This window comes from Nitrospirales bacterium (genome assembly GCA_031315865.1).
GTDB lineage: Bacteria > Nitrospirota > Nitrospiria > Nitrospirales > UBA8639 > JAGQKC01.
Map to the genome: position 1 here is coordinate 1,547,498 of JALDRJ010000002.1, position 19,751 is coordinate 1,567,248.

Sequence of the window (19,751 nt, forward strand, 5' to 3'; positions counted from 1 at the left end):
CGTTGCCATCTTGAAGGCTTGTGCTCTTGGACTTATATCCACGATTCAGTCAGCGAGATATTTTGGTTTTCAGACCATGGACGGTACTGAAATCCTCATTCCAGGGAGGTAGGGCGATGAACAGGAAACAGGGGCGATGGTTGCGAGGCAGCATAGTAATGGTAGTCCTCTGGTATCTGGGTGGGATGCCGAGTCTGGCCTTTGCGAATCCTGAGCTTGTCGAGACCGGTCGGTTGTTGGCGAAGTTGTTAGACACGGGCCGTATCGTCATCGGCGTGAATCAAGACAATATCAATGACCCAACCAAAGGACACAAAGGCTTTACGCCGGAAGTCTTTGAGCGTCAGGTTGTCGTGTCTTTTCAGAAGGAAACCGGAGTCGATCTTCATGACCTCCAGCATGCGAAGGTTCCCGATCCTGCCCGACCGTTATTGGCGAGACTCTTGAGCGTCAGCAAGGAGACCGTGGCCAGTTATCAGCCGGTGATCAACATTCAAGGGGTGAAGTATAAAGGTTTGATTCCGGCCACGTTTGGCACAGAGACGGCTAAACGCTTTCGGAATTGGTCGAATATCTACCTCAAGCAGACAGCGCCCGATCAATTTTTGAGGAATCCAAAGAATAAGGCTGATGGGTATGAAACCGAGGTGATGAAAATTTTTGCCTCCTCGGCTTCGAACGATCATGAAACGATCTATAGCAAGACGGTTCCAGAAGAAAAGAGCGTGCGAGTTCTCATGCCGCTCTACTATGAAAAAGCCTGCCTCGCTTGTCACGGCGGACCGAAAGGCGAAAAGGATATTTCAGGCTATGAGAAGGAGGGTGGGCACGAAGGCCAACTGGCTGGAGCTATCAGCGTGAAATTACCGCTTCCTTGACAGTGTTGTAGACGAGTCTGCATGCCAAGGCCATTCTGTCGATATCGACCGGATGGCCTTTCTTCTTCTGGTCCTCAACAATATGTTGGTCCCTTGTTCATGCAAAGTTTCACGACAGTTTTTTTACTCCCGTCCTCTTGGCCGCCGACTGTAAATCCATGTCGAGTGTGGCGAGTGGCAGGCCGAACCGTAAGGCGAGCTCGAGGTAGGACGCGTCATAAGCGGAGAGTCTGTATCGTCGGGCCAGTTGAAGAGTGCCGGACAGTGCGTGGGTGAAGGTGGCCGAATCCACTTCAATAGCCACATTTTCCAGCATTTCAAGAAATGCCGAGCTTCGCGCCTCGGTTACCAGGCCTTTGGCTTTTGCTCTGGCAATGACATTGGCCACCTCAAGTCCCCATGTCACAGGGACAAATGCACTGACAGCTTTCATGGCGTCAAGCACCTTGCTAGCATAGGTCAATTCCCGTGCTTGGCCATCACCCAAGAACCAGCGCATAGTCACCGAATTATCAAGCACAAAACTCACGCACGCCCCTCTTCAATAAGTTCCTTGAGGTTGATTCCTCGCACAGGATCAGCTCGCATGAATGCCTTGAGCTTTTCTGCTGCCGCAATTTTGTCCTTGGCTTTCGGTCCTGCGCTAGGGACAAGATCTGCCACGGCTTCCCCGCGATTCGTGATGGTAAAGCTTTTGCCGGTTTTCACTTGCCGTAGTAATTCTGGGAGTTTCGTTTTTGCTTCATAAGATCCGATCTCAATCTTCATGATCGTCTCCCGTCCTATCACTCATCAATAGACTATAGCCGTTCCAGTGATACCGAAACGATCCAGCGCGCCCTTATACGCCTTGGCTCTTCAAGACGTGAGAGAAACATTCAGGTGTGTCCGGACATCCAAACGGGTATCGCCTTCCGCTTGTGACAACGTCGTACCGCGTGGGGTTTGTCGTGTTTATCGATTGGAACGTATTTGGATTCGCTATAGCATATAGACTAGTCTGAATTACAGTAAGGCTTAAGGCTGATGGCGTTCTTCCCAATGTGGGGCTGTTGAATTATTCATTCGCATAGCCCAGAAACGCCCTATAGGAGACCGACATCATAAACGCTGGGGAATGGCCAAAAAAGTTCGTTCAGTAAGGCCGCAGCCATTTTTCCGCGCAGAGCGTACAGGCATTACGTGAGCACGGAAAAATGGCGAGAACGCCGCTGGCGGCTTTTTTCAACATTCCCAATGTTGATGTCTTGGGAGTCAAACCCGTGAAGGGCATTGTCTCTTCGCGAAAAAGACTGTCCCCTTTGCGACACACATGTGACAAATTAGAAGGTATAAAACGGGGCTTGGCCCCAGAAAATCGACTAAATCATGCCTGAACCCCGCTCATTAATTTGTCACACTCTTCCACGACATATCCGGGGATAGTGTCGAATTTTACAGGGTCAAGCTGGCAAATCGATTCATTCTCAATATGGTAGGTTTCATTTATGAATTTCCGAATAACAGAATTTTCAACATCCAGCCCCAAAAGTCGGAATAGCTGGAGTTTTTCATAGCCATTTGCAGAATCGCTATAAAGTGTCTTCAGTGCATGGGTGTCAGAAATCCGAGTTAGAATTTCAGAGTAGGAAAAGTTGGCTAATTTCTTACATATCTCAGCGCAGCCGGACGAGAAGCTGGAATCATCCATTTCTGGATAGTTATCATCTGAATCTTTAGGCTCACGGGTATCAATGGCCCGTTCCCTTTTGTGAAGAACATTGGACAGCACTTGATATCCATTACCTTTGTCATCGACGATTTCATAGTGCCGCCGCAAGTAAATCAGCCTGATGATGTCGTCTTTATTTGATGTTAGAGCACTTTCGCAGACCTGAGCAAATGTCTGAAGTCATTCTTGCCTATTGGTACTTCAGTGATTTGGCCACCGCTTAGCTTTAGAAATGACGCTGATATTTGCTGGTTAAACTTATGCGATAGTGACTTAATGGTATCAATGATGGGCTCCACATCATGCGTAAGCATTAGAACGGTTTTGTTTTTCAGGCATGAATCGGTTTCCCGACGGAAAAGCATTTCGAGGATGGCATACTTTTTGTTTTTATCGAACGAAGAGATAGGATCATCCAGAACTATCAGGTCCGGTTTTTTCGACAGGCATTCATACATGAAAAGAACGATTGCAAATGCGTTTCTTTCCCCGAAGCTGAGATGCTGATTGCCACCGCTAATGTGTTCTTCGTGATCATCATGTCTCAGTTTTAGTTGAGCCTGTTCCCCATCTCCAGTAATCTCAACCGAATAGGGGTATCCAGCAAAGGAAAGAAATTCATTGATGTCGTTCAATGGTTTGTTTCATTTCTTTTCGCTGGAGATTGATCTTTCCTTGCAGCTGACCAGCCTGTTCAATAACTTTATCAATGGACGCATTTATTGGTGCGATGGCGTCTAGCATCGTATTTGAATTGAGTTCCGAGAAGAACTGCAAATCCAATTTATATGCATCCAGTTTTTCTGAGACATTTTCACCGTCCTTAAACTGAAACGCGGAAAGCATTCTAAGCTTTTCCAAATTCTCGGTGAAGTTGTCGATTTGTTTTTTCACTGTGACAAGAGCCTCTTCGTGCTCCTTTCTAAGGCCTTCCTTCAAAGTTGTGATTATCGTCAGCCTTTCTTTGGCTTCATCTGAAAAGTAGTCGCCAAGTTTTTCGATGACGCCAATGATTGCGATTAAGTGCTTGATCGTGTTTTTGTCATACTCTTGGCCGACCTTTTTAATCTGCTCCCTTTTGTCAGCTGCGTGGGATGTGCAGAAGGGGCGATTTTCCGATAGATCTGCAAAATCACAGCCCTTAGTTTGCCAGTCTATCCAATTCACGCTGTTTTGACTTTGAATAAACGGGGTGTAAGGTTCCAATCCAGCAGGAACATGTTTAATTTTGTTGCCGGCAGACAATCCCCTCATGCCAGTCGACTTTTTATCCAGACCCGTTTTGCTCAATTTGAAGGCATTTCCCATTTCCTTGAGAGTGGTTATCAAGGCTTCTAATTTCTGATTGCCAGAAAGCAGTTCCTTGATATTACGGACCAGATCTTCTATTTCCTGTTCTCTCTGTTTGTAGGCATCGGTTCTGATAAAAATGTCGAAGCTGTTGCTGACTAGTTCTTCCGGCTTGAAAACAAACTGACTGACATACTCCTCATTGAAGCTCATGATGGTTTTGAGCGACTCTACTCCCCTGACTTCTGGTTGCCTGTTCTCTGGATTCTCTTTTCTGAGTTTGAACGGCATGAGTTCTCTCAGCGGGTTTTGATCCTCCTTCGCACCGAGCAGCATCGCCCTTGCAATCGTGCTTTTGCCAGTTCCATTGGGCGCAAATTTGATATTTAATTTCTGCTTTTCCAAAGAAATGACAGCCGAATCTAGGTTGTTGCAGTTTTTAATCTCTATTTGAATTGAGCTCATGCTTCCAGCATTTCTCGCTTTTCGCGGTTCAATTCTTCTTTGTTGTCTGTTTCAGCTGTATTTAATTCAACTGGCAGAGGCACCCGGAATAAATCCAGCCTCCCCTTAAACGCCTTCTGGCTCATTGCGCCGTACAGCATTCCAGATTAGTCAGGGCGCGCTGGTAGCGGGACCTGTGCCTCTTGACCATTTCTTCGACAGCACAATTTTATCATCCTCAGAAGTGACAATTTAAGTCGAATGGCGTTTATTTCCTATTTGCTCTTGCCTTTCCTAAGATTCAGAAGTTCCGTATTCAAAAACTTTGACTCTTGGTGTCACCCAACCCCTCAAAAAAAGTACAGTTTCGCGAAAGGCGAAAGCTGTTCCCGATTTGTTGTTTAGGATGGATTGTTACGGTTCTGCTGCTTTAAGGAGTTGAAGATGGATCTTGACGGCCAATGTCGGGAATGACTCCAGTGAGGAAAGGTAGCCGCCGATCACTATTTGGGCAGGTGTAGTTTGGCGGCGGCTTTTTGCAATGGGATATCAGCGGTCCACAAGGTACAGCCCGTGAGCTGGGCTGCGGCGAGTAAGTTCATGTCGACCCACCCTAACCCCATTCCATAGAGTTTATGGGTTTCAAGAAGGTGCAAGACTTCATGATGTTCCGGAATCTGCGTTTCGGGAAGAGCTTGGAGTAAGGCGAGTATTTCTTCTCGGTTTTTGATTTCCCCGCAAGCCAATTCACCGATGATCCATGGATGAATGAGTACTCGTGTGTCCTGGAGCAATGATTCTAGGCGAGGGTTCCCGGTCCGAAGGTGATTGACCCAGATTGAGGTGTCAACCAGCGTCATCGTTTTGGAGTAGAGCGTCGTCTCGCGGGCAACTTGAGATGTTTTTCTGATCCTCCGAGTTGCGCTAGCCGCAGTGCCGCGTTTTTCGAAATCAAGGCTTCAAGGCCTAACCGTACTAACGAGGTTTTTTCTGAAACCCCTGTGAGTTGCGCGGCTTTTTCGAGAAGATCGTCATCAATGTTTAATGTCGTCCTCATATGTATGAATATGCATCAAATATACATATGTGTCAATGTCTTGTGCTCAGCATTTCCTCAACTCGTCAATACAAGTACAGTTTCGTGAAGCCAGAGAGAGTCATCCCAATCGTATCCATACGAGTGCGCTGTCGTACTCCTTAGCCAAGTAATTTTTTGTACGGCGAAACTTTCTTTAGGCATTGCGGATGGAGTGGGAAGGTTAGATTCAACGTCTTGTGATTCTTTCCTTTCTAGAAAGAAACGGGCAGTGATTTTCAGAAACTGACTACGTCAAATTGCCTTGCGCGTCTTTTAGCGCAATCATCAAGTCCAATGGGTCAGTGGAGGATGATTGAAAGCCAAACTGTTCATAGAATTGTTTCGCGTCTTCCGAGAGAGCATGAACGACGAGCGCGCGGATTCCAGCAATGTCTGCCGCTTGTAGTGTGCGCTTGACCGCATCAGCCAGAAGATCCCCGCCAAGCCCTTTCTTTTGCCAGTCCAGATGAACAGCCAGGCGTCCCACAATCATGACGGGGATAGGGTCCGGCATGTTGCGGCGGATTCGTCCCGGGGCCTGTCTGCAAGCCACTGCACCAGTGGCCAAGGAGTAAAAGGCGATCACATGGTTCTGGTGGCTGACCACGTAGGTTCGAGATGCACCTGAAGTCTCATTTTTCATGGCCCGATGCCTCAGCCATTGATTGAGTGTATCGTTTCCACAATCAAAACTATCAAGAATGTGATAATTATTCAGGGCTTCGGGCGGGCGTGGCGTTAAGGGCCGGGCTGTATCGGGTTTTATTTTTCCCAAAGCGGCTTCCGGCGTAGCAAGGCTTTCAGTTTAGGATTTGGTTTTGTTGGGGCGTCAAGCGCCCTGATAAATGCCTGATACGCTTTTTCGTCAAGGTCAAACAGTCGTCGATCAAGAAGCATGTTCTCGGCTTCGCGGCACGCTGCATCGAGCACAAACTCTGTGACTGTCTTGTCAGTAATGGCGCATGCACGATCGATTAATGAGCGCGCATGGGGTTTGACCCGAAGATTGATATTCTTTGCGTAAGTTTTGGGCCGTGTTTTGATTGATTGATTGTTCATGAACGCTCCCTGCCTGTACATTGATTATCGGGCAATGTGCGCACAATGTCAATACGATAGTTCCAGAAGGACTTGCCCTGCGTATGGATACGGCATAAGTGCGGAGGAGATGTTGGCTTTCTGAAAGGGGGAAAGTCTTGCCGATCTGCATCCGGCTTGTTGTGGGTCCGGGACCTTTTTGCACCCGTCTGTAATAAAACACTGGCCTCTGAAGCATGTGCTTCAGAGGCCGAATTGGTGGAGGTGGCGGGAATCGAACCCGCGTCCGAAGACATTTAGCGCAACGGCCCTACGTGTGTAGTCGATGATTTGGTATTCGCATTCGCCCACGCCCACCAACCGGCTTAGAACGTCTGCTAGCCCAGAAAGTTCTTATCCGCCGCCGCTGAGCACCGGCCTTGGACCAGCCTGCAAAGTGACGTCTCTTCCCAGCCCGCAGGCAAAGATGAGAGAGACGTCGCGGTCAATTAAGCCGCGAGAGCCAATGGTTCGTTGGCACTTAATGGTTTCCCGAAGGTTTAACGAGACTCCGAGAGCTCGACACGCTCCGTTGACCTCCTGATCCCCGTCGAAGCCAGTCACCCCCTTTGTGCGATGGCCGCTCCACAATCCTCCCGACGCATTCATCTATGCCCGCGCAGTGTTCGTGGTGCGGTTCGGCCGTTCCTGACGTTGGGTTTCACCATGGTTGGCAAATGGATTAGGTTCTCTTTACTATAGCGCACTCATCTTGCTTTAGCGAATGTGGATTTGGACATATTCGCTGTCATCCCAGTGTAACCATGATGTTTGTCTAATCAAGACGAGGAGCGCAGATATGGCCTGGCTTTATTTGTTCGTCGCGGGATTGTTTGAAATCGTGTGGGCCGTGAGTCTGAAGTTTACGGATGGGTTTACGCGATTGTGGCCGAGTGTCGGGACGGTGGTTGCGATGGGGATCAGTATGGTGTGCATTTCGTTTGCGTTGCGGAGTATCCCGATGGGCACGGCGTATGCGGTCTGGACGGGCATTGGAGCGGCGGGAACGGCTCTTCTGGGGATTCTCTATTTTGGAGAAGCTGGAGGGGCGGTGCGCATCGGCTGTATCGTCCTGATCGTGATAGGGATTGCGGGGTTAAAATTGACTACCACTGCATGACAAACCCCTTAAAGGGGGATGGGAGGCGAGGGAAGTTGCCTAAAATGCCCAGCCGACAAACGTGTAACGCTGGCCTTTGGTGACTTCTTTGACTTCATGCGGATACATGAAGTTTGAGGGAAACACCATGATATCTCCCGCCTTCAGCGGAACCTCATGTGTGTCGGAAAAGTAAAACGCTCCCCCTTCGTAATCGTCGTTCAACGCTCCCAGTATGGTTAAGATTGGGATACCTTTGCGTTGGCCATCGAAGATGGAGTGAATATGATCATAATGTTTTCTCATCATCGTCCCGGTGCGATAACGGTTGAATCGAATCGGGGTGAACGTTTTGATAAATCCTCGTATCCGTTCATCTTTTTGGTCGGCATATTTGAGCATGTATTCTTGAACGGCACGCATGATATACGGGGCGATGCCATCTTGTAGTTCTTGGGTCGTGCTGAGAACGTCAAGTTCTTTCTCGGGCTCACTGCCATAATCATCGACATTGTAGTTGTACCACGAATGTTGCCGCCATTCCTGTGGCGCAATTTCTTTGATGATGGCCTCGCACACATGTGGAGGAATCACGTTTGTCGTGTAGATAAAGTCGCTGACTTTTTCTCTCGTTTCAGCCACGGTCTTTTCCCTGGTTAGGCTGACCTAGCGTCTGAGTTCCTGTCGAGTGAGTTCATCCCGATATACGATCAAATAGAAAACTGAAAGACCGGTTGTGAGCCAACGGCTTCGGCAAGAATGCCTTTTTCTTTCAGCTTGTCGATGATCTGCCGGCTTCGCTCATCAAAATCTTCTGGCCCTGAGAACGTCAGTGTGGCGTCAGGCAAGAGGCTTTCTCGTTCCTTCGACATGTAAATGGTGATGACAGGTGTCGGATTGACGAGGGTTTGGATCGCTTGCGCCACGGCTCCGGCAGGAAGGGAAAAGGGGTTGGTGGTCGACAACACGATGAGTCCCGTGTCCGTGAGAAGCCTGGCGACTTCGCCATAGCGGCGGACGGCTTCATTGGGGTTGGTTTCCCCAATGTCGGCGTCCAACCCGCGACGAAGGTTTGCCGCATCGAGCAAGTAGGCATGCCGACCTTCGGCGACCAGGACCGATTCGAGTTTCCGGGCCAAAAAGGCCTTTGAGGTGACGTCGGGACCCGTAAACAGGACCACGGCGGCTCTATGGCCAAAGTGTTGCGCGCGTTCTTCTGGGCCGATGTCTCCTTTGACCCATGCTGAATCTCGCTCTCGGGCTTCGGTACGGAGTCCTTCCTGTTCGTCCCGCACCATTTCTGTGATGATTCCCCCGCCGGATACATCGTATTCGTCCACCAATACAAAACGTCCGGTGTCCTCGAATGACGTATAGGCGTCAAAGGCGAGCGGGGCTTTGGTGCGAAGGGTCAGGTCGGCCACTTCATTCCGTTGTACGGAAGTCGAGGTTTGCCGATCATCCAGATCATTGGCGTTGACGATGCGGTGAATCGTCACGATTTCGCAGGGGACTTCCCTGGTGGCGAGCCGTAAGATATAGGTTCGGTGCATTTCGAGGGGGCGTCGGCCAAGCCAGAAGACGTTCGCTCGAAAGCTGGTTGAGACGAAGGGCCCTTCCCCTTCATGAGCGGCGATTTGTCCCCGTTCGACGAAAATTTGCTCATCCAGCGTAATGCCGATCGATTGTCCGGACGAGGCGTGAATCGGCGGCGGATCGATGTTAAACGCTTCGATGGTCTGGATAGCGGCTGATTTGTTCGAAGGTGCAAACACCAAGCGGTCGCCGATCTTGAGTCGTCCGGCGGTGATTCGTCCGACGAGAATCCGGCGCGCATCGAACTTATAGACATCTTGGATCGGTAAGCGCAGCGGCTTTTCAGTTTCCGTGGTCTCGAGGGTGAAGTGCGAGAGCGAGTCCAAGACCGTCGGGCCGGTATACCACGAGGTTTCCGATGCGTTCGTTGTGATGTTGATGCCCTGTTTCGCGCTTGCCGGGATCACGTATTGAGGGGTGACGTTTAATTGAGCGAGGAATTCTCGATACTCTTTTTCGATGCCCCGAAACACATCCTCGCGATAGCCGACCAGGTCCATCTTATTCACGACCACGGTCACCTGTTTCACGCCGAGCATCGAGAGTAACAGCCCATGTCGTTTGGATTGATCTCTCACCCCTTCCAGGGCGTCGATGATCAACAAGGCCGCTTCGGCCCGGGCGGCCCCGGACACCATATTTTTGAGGAATTCCTTATGCCCCGGCGCGTCGATGATGATGTATTGCCGGTCACCCCACGTAAAAAAGGTTCGAGCCGTGTCGATGGTGATGCCTTGTTGTTGTTCTTCTAGGAACGCATCAAAGAGAAACGCGTACTCGAATTCTTTACCTTGCTGTTTGCAAATGGCTTGGATTTTTTCAATTTTCCCGACCGGGAGCGTGCCGGTATCGGCATACAGCCGTCCGAGCAGCGTGGATTTGCCGTGATCCACGTGTCCGACGATCACGATGTTCATGGTTTCTTTGACCGGGGTATCGCGTGAACGGTCGGAAGATTTGGCAGTAGATGAGGCGTGGGTCGCGTCGTTCATCGTCACATGTATCCTTCTTTTCGCAACTGTTCCATCCCGCGGCCTTCGTCTTGCGCCCGACCGGCGCGTTCGGCGACTTTGCTGTTCCGAAGTTCGATGATGACCTCGTCCACCGTTTTCGAGGTGGATTTCATCGGGAAGGTACAGGGTTCGCATCCCAGACTGCGGTAACGCTGCCCTGTGCCTTGATCCAGGTATAGATTGTCAAGGAACGGAATGTTTTCAAGTTTGATATATTCCCAAATATTGATTTCGGTCCAGTCCAAGAGGGGATGAATCCGAATATGAGTGCCGGGCGGGAAGGAGATTTTATATTGATCCCACAGCTCCGGCGGCTGATCGCGAAAATCCCATTCATTGTTCTTATCGCGTGGGGAGAAGTATCGTTCTTTGGCCCGTGTGCTATCTTCGTCCGAACGGACGCCCAGGATAATCCCGGTATACCCCTTTTCTTCGAGTAGGAGTCTCAAGCCTTCCGTCTTCAATGCGGTGCAGCATTCCACGCGTCCTTTCGTATGATTCATCCCTTGGGCCAGGGCTTTTTTATTTTGGCCCACAACAAGGTTGAGCCGCCATTCACGCGCGAGCCGGTCTCGGTATTCGATCATTTCCGGTATTTTAAAACTCGTGTCCACATGGAGCAGTGGAAACGGGACATGGCCGAAAAACGCTTTTCGCGCGAGCCACAAGAGGACTGTCGAGTCTTTTCCCATGGACCAGAGCATGCCAAGGTTGTCGAAGTTTTTATAGGCTTCTCGCAGGATAAACACGCTTTGATCTTCGAGTTGTCTGAGATGGTTCATGCTGTCACCGTTTGTGTTGGAAACTCAATGGATGTGGTATCGGGGGGCAAGGGAGTTGCGAGCGCGTTCAACTTTTTCCAGGCGAGCCCTGATTCCAGCGCCTTCTCGGCGAGCGGGGTCGCTTGGGCAAGAGAGGCCGCCTTGCCGGCGGCATAGAGTAAAAGCGCCGCATTGAGAATGACCCATGTTCGATAGTCCCCTTTAACGGTATTTTGCAAGAATCGAACGACGAGATCGGCTTCGCGTTCAGGTATCGAGTCTCCAGCGGGCAAAGCCGAATGCCCCATGGACTGAAAGGCTCCGAATGACAATCCGATATCCTGAGGCCGAATCATCAGTCTTGTGATGTGGTTATTCCTGAGTTCGCGTGCTGGCGTGGCTGTGGAGACTGACAGCTCTGGTAGTCCTTCGACACCTTGGAGAATCATGACTCGAGAGGTTCCGATCATATGCAGAGCTTCAACCATCTTGTCTAAATAGGGTGGATGCGCGATGCCGATGACTTGCGAAGAAGTCCGTCCGGGGTTCAACATTCTGGCGACTTGATGCGCCAGGTTTTGCACGCCGAATTCGTGCCGAAGGTCGAGCAACGCCGCCAAAGGAGGATGATAGGCTTCAAGGTCCACGTATCCGAATTGATGCTGTTGTAGCAGATGGAGTGGCGCATCCGTTGGAATCGCCAAATGTCTCAGGATGTCGGATACCGTCGATGAGGCCGCGCGGTTACTGGATCCATGGAGGAGGATGGTTGCCCCAGCGGCCGACGCAAGCAGCGCCGCTGCGACGATCGCATGAGAGGTATCATGTTTTTCTCCATAAATCGGCAGGTCTACGGTTTCGTGAGGAGACGGCACGGCAAGAGGCTCAACGTATTCCCTGGCCGCGACCGTAAATGACGCGAGTTCGGCGATGGATTCTGTCTTGATGCGCATCGCCATTAAAAAAGCTCCGACTTGTCCTGGGGTCGACTCCGACTCAATGATCGCACGCATCGCGGTCTTGGCTTCATCCCACGTTAAATCCTTTGCGCGCTTGGTCCCTTTTCCTATTTTGGCGATAAACGATTGCATGTCAGTAAGGCTTCGTTAAGGGTTTCAGGTTTCAGGAGTTATGGTTCAAACTGTATACTGAGAATTTGGAGTTTGAAACTATCCGTCATGTTTTCGGCGGATGCAATCCGCATTCTGTCTTGGCAAAATTTTTCCAGCGTCCGGAACGAGGGTCTTCTCCAGGCATGACTGGGGCTGTGCAATGGGTGCAGCCTATGCTGGGGTAGTTCTGTTCATGGAGTCTGTTGTACGGGACATCGTTCGCATGAATGTATGTCCAGACCTGCTCCCATGACCAGGCCGCAAGCGGGTTAACTTTCACGAGGTGAAATGTCTCATCCCATTCCAGGAGCCCTGCGTTCGCTCGAGTTGGCGACTGCTCGCGACGGATTCCTGTGATCCATGCAGCGTACTGACTGAGTATTCGCCCCAATGGTTCAATTTTCCGATGATGGCAACACTGATCGGGTTGTTTCGTCCATAACGCTTCCCCGTATGTCGCCGATTGTTCATCGGGTGTGAGCAACGATTTCATCTGGATGACCTGTTCGGGTTTTAGCTGATAGCGCTCGACGATGCGATCGCGGACTTCAAGAGTTTCAGGAAATAAAAAGTCCGTGTCGAGGTAAAACAGCGTCGCGTCTGGGTGATGTCGGAACATCATGTCGGCCAACACGACGTCTTCGGCGCCAAAGCTACAAGCAAGAATAATCTTCGGCGAATATTCGTTGAAGGCGTACGCCAAGATTTCTTCGGGTGTGCGTCCCTCAAACTCTTCATTGAGGCGAGTGAACGATTCCGCATCTGGTGGAGTTTCAGTTGAATGAGGCATGCGGTCCGTTACGCCTCCACTTTTTCCACCAACACTTTATAGTGTTGCGCTGTGCTATCAAATGCCTCTTCGGCCAAGACTTTGTGTCCATCATTTCGAAGACTCATTGGCACGTTCTTGATGGGGTCGCCGGCGTCCAGCCACACTTCCAGTTTTTCACCTTCATCCATCATTTCGAGCTTCAGCTTGGTTTTCACATAATTCATGGGACAGGCCACACCGCGCAAGTCGTACACAGTCGCCTCGGACGCTGACGCCTCGACTGGATTCTCCTCTGGCTGCGTGGCGCTCGAGGCCTGCTCGGTTCCCATTTCGACCGGGGCGAGCTTAAGGTCTTGCCCGATTTCATCAGTCGCAAGGCGGCAGGCGCCCACGAAATCCCGGGCGAAGGCCAGTTTGTTCTGAAGAAATTCAGTGGACGCGTCTTTTGACCCTATGTCGTCCATTTGGGCGGTAAGATTGCGATAGGCTTCAGGAAGCAAACCCTTGGCGGCGACGAGTTGATCGAATTCCGCCAACGTATCGGCGTCGGTGTTCGGGTCGGTTCCTTCGGTGACAAGAATGGCTTTGGCTCCTGCAATCACGGCCCGATAGGCCTTATTGATCGCGATGCCATATTGATGTTTTTCCGACAAAATTCTCGCATGGTAGAGCTCTTGTTCGGCTTCGAGTATTCGATTGTCGATCATTTCCAGGGCGCCGCCGGCGCATTCTCCAGGCCCTAAATCTTCGACGGAGAACTCTTGATCGGCTTCCCAGTCGATATAATACTCCGGGCTTTCTTCATAGGCAGGCAGCAACGTGTGCGGGATCAGTTCTTCCTTTAACTTGAGTTTGCCGACTCGGGTGATGAAGGCGTGCAGGCTTTCGCCGTCCTTCCGTTCTTGACGATAAAAGTCCAAGATGTGCTGGATGGCCGCTGGCACGTTCTTCGCCGGAACTTTGACGATTAATTGTCCGATTTTGGCGGTGCCGTTCACTTGTCCGCCAAGATGCAGTTCGTACACGGGCGCGATGTGGTCTCCAATGCGTTTTCCAACTCCATGGAGTCCGATGGTCGCGATATGATGCTGGGCGCAAGAGTTGTGGCATCCACTGATTTTGATATCGACGCCTTCGAGATCTTTCGGTGTTTTCCCTGCCGGAAAGACTTCAGCCAGCGCACGGGCAAGGCCCTTTGATGAGGTAATGCCCAACCCACATGTGTCGGTGCCGGGGCATGCGACGATGTCTTCCACGTCTTCGGCTCCCGGCGCATGGAGGTTGTGTTCTGTCAGCGACTGGTAGAGCTCATGGATACGAAGCTCGGGAATCCATCGAATAATCATGTTTTGATTGATCGTGGTGCGAATATTTCCGTTGGCATACGTCTCTGCAAAATCAGCCAGTGTGTACATTTGTTCGGTGGTCATATCTCCCCAAGGCAATTTAATGACAGCCGCCAGGAATCCGGATTGCCGTTGGGTGATCACATTGGTCTTTTTCCAGAGATCAAAATCCGACGAAGCGCCATTCGATCCGTTGGCGCCTTGACCTGTGTGGTGGCCGTTTGATGATGCTCCATTGCCATTTTTGGTCGGCATGATGAGAGGCGCTTCATCCTGGTACGGCAAGATGGTGAGCGTTGATGTCGTCCCTCCTGACTTCAGGAGGAGGTCGTAGGCTTCCCGCCACTGCCGCTTGAATTCATCGAATCCGAGCTTGTCAATCACGAATTTCATGCGCGCTTTGCTTCGATTTTTGCGATTGCCGAGATTGTCGAATACCTTGATGCAGGCTTCGATTGACGGGATCAATTCCTCCATGGGAACAAATTCGCGCAGTAGTTTGGCCATCCGAGGCGTCGATCCGAGCCCGCCTCCGACGACCATTCGAAACCCGATCGTGCCTTCGGCATTGCGGGTGGCGAGTAGTCCAACATCATGAATGGGGGTTAAGGCGCAGTCCGATTGGCAGCCGGAAAACGCGATTTTAAACTTGCGTGGAAGACTCTGCGTCAACGGATTCCGCAGTAAATGTTGAGCGACCGTATTGGCATACGGCGTGACATCAAACACTTCTCCCGGGCAAATGCCGGCTAATGCGCAAGCCGTGACATTGCGGACTGTATTCGCGCAGGCTTCGCGGGTCGTAAGGCCGACTTCCGCCAGCTTTCTCATGATGGTGACGACTTGCGGCAGCGGAACAAAGTGCAATTGAATGTCTTGTCGCGTCGTGACATGCCCCACGCCCGTCGCGTACGTGTCGGCAAGCTCGGCGACGCGGCGAAGCTGGTTTGCCGTCAGGCCGCCAAAGGGAATTTTGATCCGGACCATCTGTACGTCCGCTTGACGTTGGCCGTAGATTCCAAACTGCAGCCGGAAAGGTTTAAACACCTCGACGGGTGTTTCGCCATTTTGAAGCCGGGTCACTTCATCTTCGAACGTCTCGATTTCTTCGAGAATTTCCTGAGGAATCGGCATCGTCTGTATTGCAGGTCGGGTCGCTGGTGCAGAACTCATCGTAAACCTCCGGGGACTGGATATAGCTCTAGGCTATGCGTATATCGTGGGTTAGGCAAGCTGTTGAATGTCATGAGCATGTTCCGAATGTTTAGCTGAAAATGGATCAAATGTGGTACATCAACGCCCGTTTATCTTCAAGGTCTTGGTATTGATCGACTAAACTTTGTAACGAGATCGAGCGAAGAATTGCAAGTTCAGCATGATGCAATCGATCGAAGATGTCCGATAAAAGCTCTTCGTGCGCATTTTTCGGATGGCCATTGATTGAACCATTGAGAGTTTGGCGGGTCGTCCCATTCATGGCCTTCACGATTTCCGCTAAAGAAATCTCGCCTGGCTCCTTACTAAGGATGTACCCGCCTTGAGCTCCACGCTGGCTAGTCACGAGTCCCGCCTGTTTGAGTCCGCTGAGCACATGTTCGATAAAGCGGGCCGGGATGGCCTGGCTCTGCGCGATAGACTTGGCCTGAACCGGTGAAGTGCTGTGTCGAAGTCCCAGTTCCACGGTAGTCATCACGGCATATCGTACTTTTTGAGAAAATTGTGACATTTACTAAAATTTATTATTCATACTATTCCGATCGGAATTAAGTTTAATTGTATGATGTGATACAGAGAGCTGTCAATGGCCATGGTCAGAATGGGGCTGTTGAAAAAAGCCGCCAGCGGCGTTCTCGCCATGTTGCCGTGCTCACGTAATGCCAGTACGCTCCGCGCGTCAACATGCCTGTGGCCTTGCTGCTTGGCTCGCATTGCTCATGATCATTGCCAATGGCCCCTTCCCTCGCATGATGAAGTGTTCAACAGGACTGAAACACGGAAGATGAGCCAAGACTTTTTTGAACCGCCCCGACCCTGCTGGATTACAACGTTTTTCTGGCAGAATATGGCTCTTGATAACTTCATTATTCAACACACCCAGAATAGAAAAAATTGAAGCTAAATCCCCACTATGACTTGGCCGATAACGAAACGAGAGGACGTGAGAGCTCTTATGTTGCAATAAAACCCAATTTCAGAGGTGAACATGTTAGAGGAAGAGAAAATCGTTCAGGCAACCATCGAGGGGCAGGACATGATACTGAAGAAGCGAGGAAAAGAGATTTTTTTTCGGCCAGCCAATACATACGGAGAATGGCAACCCGGAATCCCACAAGGAACTGTGTGGTCCGATGTGCAAGCAATGTTTGAGGATGCGTCGTATTAATACAAACGATCCAACCTAATAATTTCTACCTCTACTTTCCCTTCGTCATTGCAAATTCCTTATTCTCATAGGGGATGTTCTGCGCTTTTGCCAAACCCATGTTTGGCATGTTCACGTGTATCTTTCCGTGTGCGAAATTGAATGTCCCCTTTTGTCGTGCCTTTATCTCGTCTTAAAGCCTGTGGTATCTCTCCATGGACTGGAGATCTAGCCGATCTGGAAGGGAGGCACCTGTCATGAACGATAGCGAAAAGCATGTGTTGGTGTTGGCGACGGCGCTCGCGCACCAGGAAAACGAGATCCAATACCTCAAAGCCTTGCTGCTGGAGAAAACAGGGATGAAGTTTGAAGAGTTTCAGCGGGAGCAGAATGCGTTTTGGGAAAAAAGCAAGCACTATCGTATCTATGAAACGCTCAAAAATTTACAAGCCCTGCAAGCCGACATGGCAAAAATCCCGGAAGATATGGACCTTGATAAATACATGGATCACCTGCGTTGGCCCAGTGATCCACCAGACGAGAAGCCTTAGAGCAATTACTGAATGGGATTGATGGCGAGATAGTCGCAGATAAAGGCGAACACGAGCTCGTCCAAGTGTTTCACGATCGTATCGAATTTCCCCACGGTCAAGACCCCTTGTTCCCACGTGATCGCATGGCCGCCTTGTGAGTCATGAGCCGTTGCCACATGTTGGTGAACTTCCAAATCAATACGGCACGCGAAACGATTGCGTTCCAGGGGTAATGCCGCAAGGTTCACGTAGAGATAGGGTTCTCCAGGAAGCTTGGCCGCCTCTTTTTCTTTCAGGATTCGGATGCCAGCCGTTCGGAGTTGGGCTTCGACCCGAAACCGTATATCTCGCCGAGTGACTGTCCCCTTTAATTCTGACCCTAGGTCTTCTACGACGACGTAAATGCCTTTCATCCCTTTTAACGATTTTCGTCTGATCATGATGCGTTAGGTCTCTCCTCTTCTCGTAAGCCTGCATTTCCCCATGTGTATCTCTGGTCGGTTCGGTTGAGTCTGCAACGTTATCACAATTGGGGTGTTTCTTTCCGCACTGAATCTTATGGGACTTGGGCTGTGGCCCCAAAGATAATCAACCACATCTGTTGAGGAAACTGATAGTCTTCACCGCGACGAAACGACTCCAGAAAGTTTCTCATGATGCGATTATTCTGACAATTATTCGATGCCTTTTCATCGAGGACGCATTGGTTGACGTAGTTGCTCAACACTTCTGGCTCGCTGACCCTGATGGTGTGGGAGAAATGGAATTTCTTGACTTCATGACGGATGTTCAGATTCTCAAGCGTTCTTGTGATGTTTTCCGCGGTAATATATGGCAGACGACTATGAGGATAAAACTGTTGGTTATAGAGATGAAAGAGGCGGTGATACCATGCGTCGGCGGATGCCAGGTAGATCAGCGCACGGCCGTTGTCCGGGTTCAGAAGAGCGAAGAGCTTTTCTGCAATGTCTTGAAGGGCTTCACGTGGCATGCAGTACAGCGATTGAAGGCACCAGATCAGATGGTAGCCCTGCGGTGGACAATCTGATCGCTCGAGCGCTTCGAACGTCGTGTGATAGGCCGTTCGCGGTGTGAATGGAGAGACGAGTGCTTTTTGTAATTCATTCAAGCTATGGGTAGACGGGTCAAGATAATCATATTCGATGTGATGACTCGGCGAAAGGTGCGCGCTCAGCATCGAAGGAAACTTTCCGGTTCCGCAGCCGACATCAAGCAGTTCAACCGGAGAGTGGTCACGAGAGAGGAGTTCAGAAAAATTGAAGGCCTCGATGAGTTCAGTGTAATCACGGTTCGCAACTCGAAACCAGAGGTCTTTGTTGAACCGGTCCTGTTGATAGTACTCCGTGGAAAGTCTCTCATTGGAATGCCATGTGTTTGCATCATCCATGCAGAAATCCTAACTCTGCCAACGCCGGAACCAGAATTTTTTTGTCATCCGGCAGATAAACCGTCGTGCCATGAAATTCTCGACGAACGGGATAGTGCTTGCGAAGATTGTCGAAGAGCCTGGTTCTTTCTTCTCGTGGCGCAGATGCGACGGTCTTCATACGTTGATAGTCCGCTTCCACATCATACACTTTCGTGACAATCGACTTGAGCACTTCTTCATCAGACCGTGACGAAGGACTTACGGTGAATGAAGGCACGGTCGGTGACGGCAAAGATTGTGAGGGATTCCATCCTGGAGCTATGTCAAAGTGCTTGCAAAGTGCGGAATAAATCATAGAGGTTCCGGCTGCTTTGCCGTCGAGCGAATGACCAGCAATATGGGGAGTGCCGATTGAGACTGCTTCGAAAAGCTCCCAACTGATATGGGGTTCATGCTCCCACACGTCGAGCACGGTGGGGCCGATACGTGCTTGTTGAATGGCCTCGAGCAACGCCTGTGTGTCGACGACTTCGCCCCGCGAGGCATTGATAAAAATCGTTGAGGGTTTGACATAGGTGAGTGAGCGCCGGTTGATGAGGTGAAAGGTCGGGAATGGCCCGTCAACAGTGATTGGGACGTGCAGGGTGACGACATCACAGCCGAGAACTTCTTCAAGCGGGCGGTGTTCAATCTCTCCAGATTGAGCCAGAAACGGGTCGTTCAACAACGGTTTCATGCCCAAGGCTTCGCTCTTGCGTTTAACGAGTTTTCCAATGTGGCCGACGCCGACAATGCCGATCGTTTTACCGGAAAGCTTCCAGTGTTGTTGATGCGCCAAGGTGAGAAGCGCGGCGATGACGTACTCGGCGACCGAGTTCGCGTTAGAGCCTGGCGAGGAGGCGAAGCCAAGCTTTCTCGCATTGAGGTAGTCAAAGTCTACGTGATCGACCCCGGCTGAAGCCGAGCCGACAAATTTAACCGCTGTGTCATCTAACAAGGCACCATTGATTTTCGTGATCGAACGAACGAGCAAGGCGTCGGTCTTTTGTAAATCTTCGGATCGGATGTCCCGTCCGGGAAGCATCGTCAGCGTTCCCAATGGTGAAAAGGCCTCCTGGACGTATGGGATGCTTTCTCCGGCGACGATGTTGAGCGATGGGTTCATCGTATAAAAGCGATGGGTATTTGAGAAGCGACGGTCTTTATGATATGTCAAATCCTACGGAGTGGCCAATCCGACGATAGGCCCCGCATTGTAGCAGCTCGTTTTCATAATTTCTTATCAAGGA

23 protein-coding genes and 1 other RNA gene are annotated in these 19,751 nt (G+C 50.5%); 4 read left to right on the forward strand and 20 right to left on the reverse strand.

The window, feature by feature from the left end:
• The first annotated feature begins 116 nt into the window (after nt 1-116).
• Nucleotides 117-878 (forward strand): DUF3365 domain-containing protein, encoded by a 762-nt coding sequence (locus MRJ96_07145; protein MDR4501207.1) that lies wholly within the window; start codon nt 117-119, stop codon nt 876-878.
• Between the two features lie 109 nt (nt 879-987).
• Here the strand turns inward: MRJ96_07145 and MRJ96_07150 are convergent, their stop codons facing one another.
• The 10 genes from MRJ96_07150 to ssrA all read right to left on the reverse strand — a co-directional run bounded on the left by MRJ96_07150 (nt 988) and on the right by ssrA (nt 7,046).
• On the reverse strand, nt 988-1,407 hold the full coding sequence (locus tag MRJ96_07150) for a type II toxin-antitoxin system VapC family toxin (GenBank protein MDR4501208.1): 420 nt from the start codon (nt 1,405-1,407) through the stop codon (nt 988-990).
• On the reverse strand, nt 1,404-1,646 hold the full coding sequence (locus MRJ96_07155) for a type II toxin-antitoxin system prevent-host-death family antitoxin (GenBank protein MDR4501209.1): 243 nt from the start codon (nt 1,644-1,646) through the stop codon (nt 1,404-1,406). The genes MRJ96_07150 and MRJ96_07155 overlap by 4 nt, the downstream gene beginning before the upstream one ends.
• A 598-nt stretch (nt 1,647-2,244) precedes the next feature.
• The gene (locus tag MRJ96_07160; GenBank protein MDR4501210.1) at nt 2,245-2,697 is read right to left on the reverse strand and encodes a hypothetical protein; all 453 of its coding nucleotides are present in this window, start codon (nt 2,695-2,697) and stop codon (nt 2,245-2,247) included.
• A gap of 35 nt (nt 2,698-2,732) precedes the next feature.
• Nucleotides 2,733-3,224 carry an AAA family ATPase gene (locus MRJ96_07165; protein MDR4501211.1) on the reverse strand — a complete coding sequence of 164 codons (492 nt, stop codon included), beginning with the start codon at nt 3,222-3,224 and terminating at the stop codon, nt 2,733-2,735.
• Nucleotides 3,208-4,344 (reverse strand): hypothetical protein, encoded by a 1,137-nt coding sequence (locus MRJ96_07170; protein ID MDR4501212.1) that lies wholly within the window; start codon nt 4,342-4,344, stop codon nt 3,208-3,210. Before MRJ96_07170 ends, MRJ96_07165 begins: the two co-directional genes overlap by 17 nt.
• A 482-nt stretch (nt 4,345-4,826) precedes the next feature.
• On the reverse strand, nt 4,827-5,183 hold the full coding sequence (locus MRJ96_07175) for a type II toxin-antitoxin system VapC family toxin (protein ID MDR4501213.1): 357 nt from the start codon (nt 5,181-5,183) through the stop codon (nt 4,827-4,829).
• Nucleotides 5,180-5,380 carry a type II toxin-antitoxin system VapB family antitoxin gene (locus MRJ96_07180; GenBank protein MDR4501214.1) on the reverse strand — a complete coding sequence of 67 codons (201 nt, stop codon included), beginning with the start codon at nt 5,378-5,380 and terminating at the stop codon, nt 5,180-5,182. The genes MRJ96_07175 and MRJ96_07180 overlap by 4 nt, the downstream gene beginning before the upstream one ends.
• A gap of 268 nt (nt 5,381-5,648) precedes the next feature.
• Complete coding sequence (locus MRJ96_07185) at nt 5,649-6,176, reverse strand: GNAT family N-acetyltransferase (protein MDR4501215.1); 528 nt, start codon at nt 6,174-6,176, stop codon at nt 5,649-5,651.
• Nucleotides 6,164-6,460, reverse strand: a complete 297-nt coding sequence (locus tag MRJ96_07190) for a DUF1778 domain-containing protein (GenBank protein ID MDR4501216.1) — start codon at nt 6,458-6,460, stop codon at nt 6,164-6,166. The genes MRJ96_07185 and MRJ96_07190 overlap by 13 nt, the downstream gene beginning before the upstream one ends.
• Before the next feature lie 235 nt (nt 6,461-6,695).
• Nucleotides 6,696-7,046, reverse strand: a transfer-messenger RNA (tmRNA) gene (gene ssrA, locus MRJ96_07195).
• Between the two features lie 231 nt (nt 7,047-7,277).
• Here ssrA and sugE point away from each other — a divergent pair.
• Nucleotides 7,278-7,598: a quaternary ammonium compound efflux SMR transporter SugE gene (sugE, locus tag MRJ96_07200; GenBank protein ID MDR4501217.1), complete on the forward strand. Its 321-nt coding sequence runs from the start codon at nt 7,278-7,280 to the stop codon at nt 7,596-7,598.
• 39 nt (nt 7,599-7,637) lie between these two features.
• Here the strand turns inward: sugE and MRJ96_07205 are convergent, their stop codons facing one another.
• The 7 genes from MRJ96_07205 to MRJ96_07235 form a co-directional block, all read right to left on the reverse strand.
• A complete protein-coding gene (locus tag MRJ96_07205) occupies nt 7,638-8,219 on the reverse strand; it encodes a 2OG-Fe(II) oxygenase (protein MDR4501218.1) in 582 nt (193 codons plus the stop codon).
• A 68-nt stretch (nt 8,220-8,287) separates the two neighbouring features.
• Nucleotides 8,288-10,165 carry a GTP-binding protein gene (locus tag MRJ96_07210; protein MDR4501219.1) on the reverse strand — a complete coding sequence of 626 codons (1,878 nt, stop codon included), beginning with the start codon at nt 10,163-10,165 and terminating at the stop codon, nt 8,288-8,290.
• 2 nt (nt 10,166-10,167) lie between these two features.
• Complete coding sequence (locus tag MRJ96_07215) at nt 10,168-10,968, reverse strand: sulfate adenylyltransferase subunit 2 (GenBank protein MDR4501220.1); 801 nt, start codon at nt 10,966-10,968, stop codon at nt 10,168-10,170.
• Nucleotides 10,965-12,038 (reverse strand): hypothetical protein, encoded by a 1,074-nt coding sequence (locus MRJ96_07220; GenBank protein ID MDR4501221.1) that lies wholly within the window; start codon nt 12,036-12,038, stop codon nt 10,965-10,967. The genes MRJ96_07215 and MRJ96_07220 overlap by 4 nt, the downstream gene beginning before the upstream one ends.
• A gap of 85 nt (nt 12,039-12,123) precedes the next feature.
• Nucleotides 12,124-12,849, reverse strand: a complete 726-nt coding sequence (locus MRJ96_07225; GenBank protein ID MDR4501222.1) for a phosphoadenylyl-sulfate reductase — start codon at nt 12,847-12,849, stop codon at nt 12,124-12,126.
• Between the two features lie 8 nt (nt 12,850-12,857).
• Complete coding sequence (locus tag MRJ96_07230) at nt 12,858-15,350, reverse strand: sulfurtransferase TusA family protein (protein MDR4501223.1); 2,493 nt, start codon at nt 15,348-15,350, stop codon at nt 12,858-12,860.
• 106 nt (nt 15,351-15,456) lie between these two features.
• Nucleotides 15,457-15,867 (reverse strand): Rrf2 family transcriptional regulator, encoded by a 411-nt coding sequence (locus tag MRJ96_07235; GenBank protein MDR4501224.1) that lies wholly within the window; start codon nt 15,865-15,867, stop codon nt 15,457-15,459.
• Between the two features lie 513 nt (nt 15,868-16,380).
• Between MRJ96_07235 and MRJ96_07240 the strand changes: the two genes are divergently transcribed.
• Together MRJ96_07240 and MRJ96_07245 are read left to right on the forward strand one after the other, a co-directional pair.
• Entirely contained in the window at nt 16,381-16,560 is a 180-nt protein-coding gene (locus MRJ96_07240; protein MDR4501225.1) for a hypothetical protein, read from the forward strand.
• 236 nt (nt 16,561-16,796) lie between these two features.
• Complete coding sequence (locus MRJ96_07245; GenBank protein ID MDR4501226.1) at nt 16,797-17,090, forward strand: hypothetical protein; 294 nt, start codon at nt 16,797-16,799, stop codon at nt 17,088-17,090.
• Between the two features lie 5 nt (nt 17,091-17,095).
• Here the strand turns inward: MRJ96_07245 and MRJ96_07250 are convergent, their stop codons facing one another.
• The 3 genes from MRJ96_07250 to MRJ96_07260 form a co-directional block, all read right to left on the reverse strand.
• Nucleotides 17,096-17,512 carry a hypothetical protein gene (locus MRJ96_07250; GenBank protein MDR4501227.1) on the reverse strand — a complete coding sequence of 139 codons (417 nt, stop codon included), beginning with the start codon at nt 17,510-17,512 and terminating at the stop codon, nt 17,096-17,098.
• 116 nt (nt 17,513-17,628) lie between these two features.
• The gene (locus MRJ96_07255) at nt 17,629-18,480 is read right to left on the reverse strand and encodes a class I SAM-dependent methyltransferase (protein ID MDR4501228.1); all 852 of its coding nucleotides are present in this window, start codon (nt 18,478-18,480) and stop codon (nt 17,629-17,631) included.
• Nucleotides 18,473-19,627, reverse strand: coding sequence for a 4-phosphoerythronate dehydrogenase (locus tag MRJ96_07260; protein MDR4501229.1), 1,155 nt, complete (start codon nt 19,625-19,627; stop codon nt 18,473-18,475). Before MRJ96_07260 ends, MRJ96_07255 begins: the two co-directional genes overlap by 8 nt.
• Between the last annotated feature and the right edge of the window lie 124 nt (nt 19,628-19,751).

Bases quoted from the DNA above. Each gene is read 5' to 3' on its own strand.
- MRJ96_07175 (MDR4501213.1), bottom strand. From the start codon at position 5,183: ATGACGCTGGTTGACACCTCAATCTGGGTCAATCACCTTCGGACCGGG.
- MRJ96_07220 (MDR4501221.1), bottom strand. From the start codon at position 12,038: ATGCAATCGTTTATCGCCAAAATAGGAAAAGGGACCAAGCGCGCAAAG.
- MRJ96_07250 (MDR4501227.1), bottom strand. From the start codon at position 17,512: ATGATCAGACGAAAATCGTTAAAAGGGATGAAAGGCATTTACGTCGTC.
- MRJ96_07170 (MDR4501212.1), bottom strand. From the start codon at position 4,344: ATGAGCTCAATTCAAATAGAGATTAAAAACTGCAACAACCTAGATTCG.
- MRJ96_07225 (MDR4501222.1), bottom strand. From the start codon at position 12,849: ATGCCTCATTCAACTGAAACTCCACCAGATGCGGAATCGTTCACTCGC.
- MRJ96_07235 (MDR4501224.1), bottom strand. From the start codon at position 15,867: ATGACTACCGTGGAACTGGGACTTCGACACAGCACTTCACCGGTTCAG.
- MRJ96_07230 (MDR4501223.1), bottom strand. From the start codon at position 15,350: ATGAGTTCTGCACCAGCGACCCGACCTGCAATACAGACGATGCCGATT.
- MRJ96_07210 (MDR4501219.1), bottom strand. From the start codon at position 10,165: ATGAACGACGCGACCCACGCCTCATCTACTGCCAAATCTTCCGACCGT.
- MRJ96_07190 (MDR4501216.1), bottom strand. From the start codon at position 6,460: ATGAACAATCAATCAATCAAAACACGGCCCAAAACTTACGCAAAGAAT.
- MRJ96_07245 (MDR4501226.1), top strand. From the start codon at position 16,797: ATGAACGATAGCGAAAAGCATGTGTTGGTGTTGGCGACGGCGCTCGCG.
- MRJ96_07215 (MDR4501220.1), bottom strand. From the start codon at position 10,968: ATGAACCATCTCAGACAACTCGAAGATCAAAGCGTGTTTATCCTGCGA.
- MRJ96_07260 (MDR4501229.1), bottom strand. From the start codon at position 19,627: ATGAACCCATCGCTCAACATCGTCGCCGGAGAAAGCATCCCATACGTC.
- MRJ96_07155 (MDR4501209.1), bottom strand. From the start codon at position 1,646: ATGAAGATTGAGATCGGATCTTATGAAGCAAAAACGAAACTCCCAGAA.
- sugE (MDR4501217.1), top strand. From the start codon at position 7,278: ATGGCCTGGCTTTATTTGTTCGTCGCGGGATTGTTTGAAATCGTGTGG.
- MRJ96_07145 (MDR4501207.1), top strand. From the start codon at position 117: ATGAACAGGAAACAGGGGCGATGGTTGCGAGGCAGCATAGTAATGGTA.
- MRJ96_07240 (MDR4501225.1), top strand. From the start codon at position 16,381: ATGTTAGAGGAAGAGAAAATCGTTCAGGCAACCATCGAGGGGCAGGAC.
- MRJ96_07180 (MDR4501214.1), bottom strand. From the start codon at position 5,380: ATGAGGACGACATTAAACATTGATGACGATCTTCTCGAAAAAGCCGCG.
- MRJ96_07255 (MDR4501228.1), bottom strand. From the start codon at position 18,480: ATGGATGATGCAAACACATGGCATTCCAATGAGAGACTTTCCACGGAG.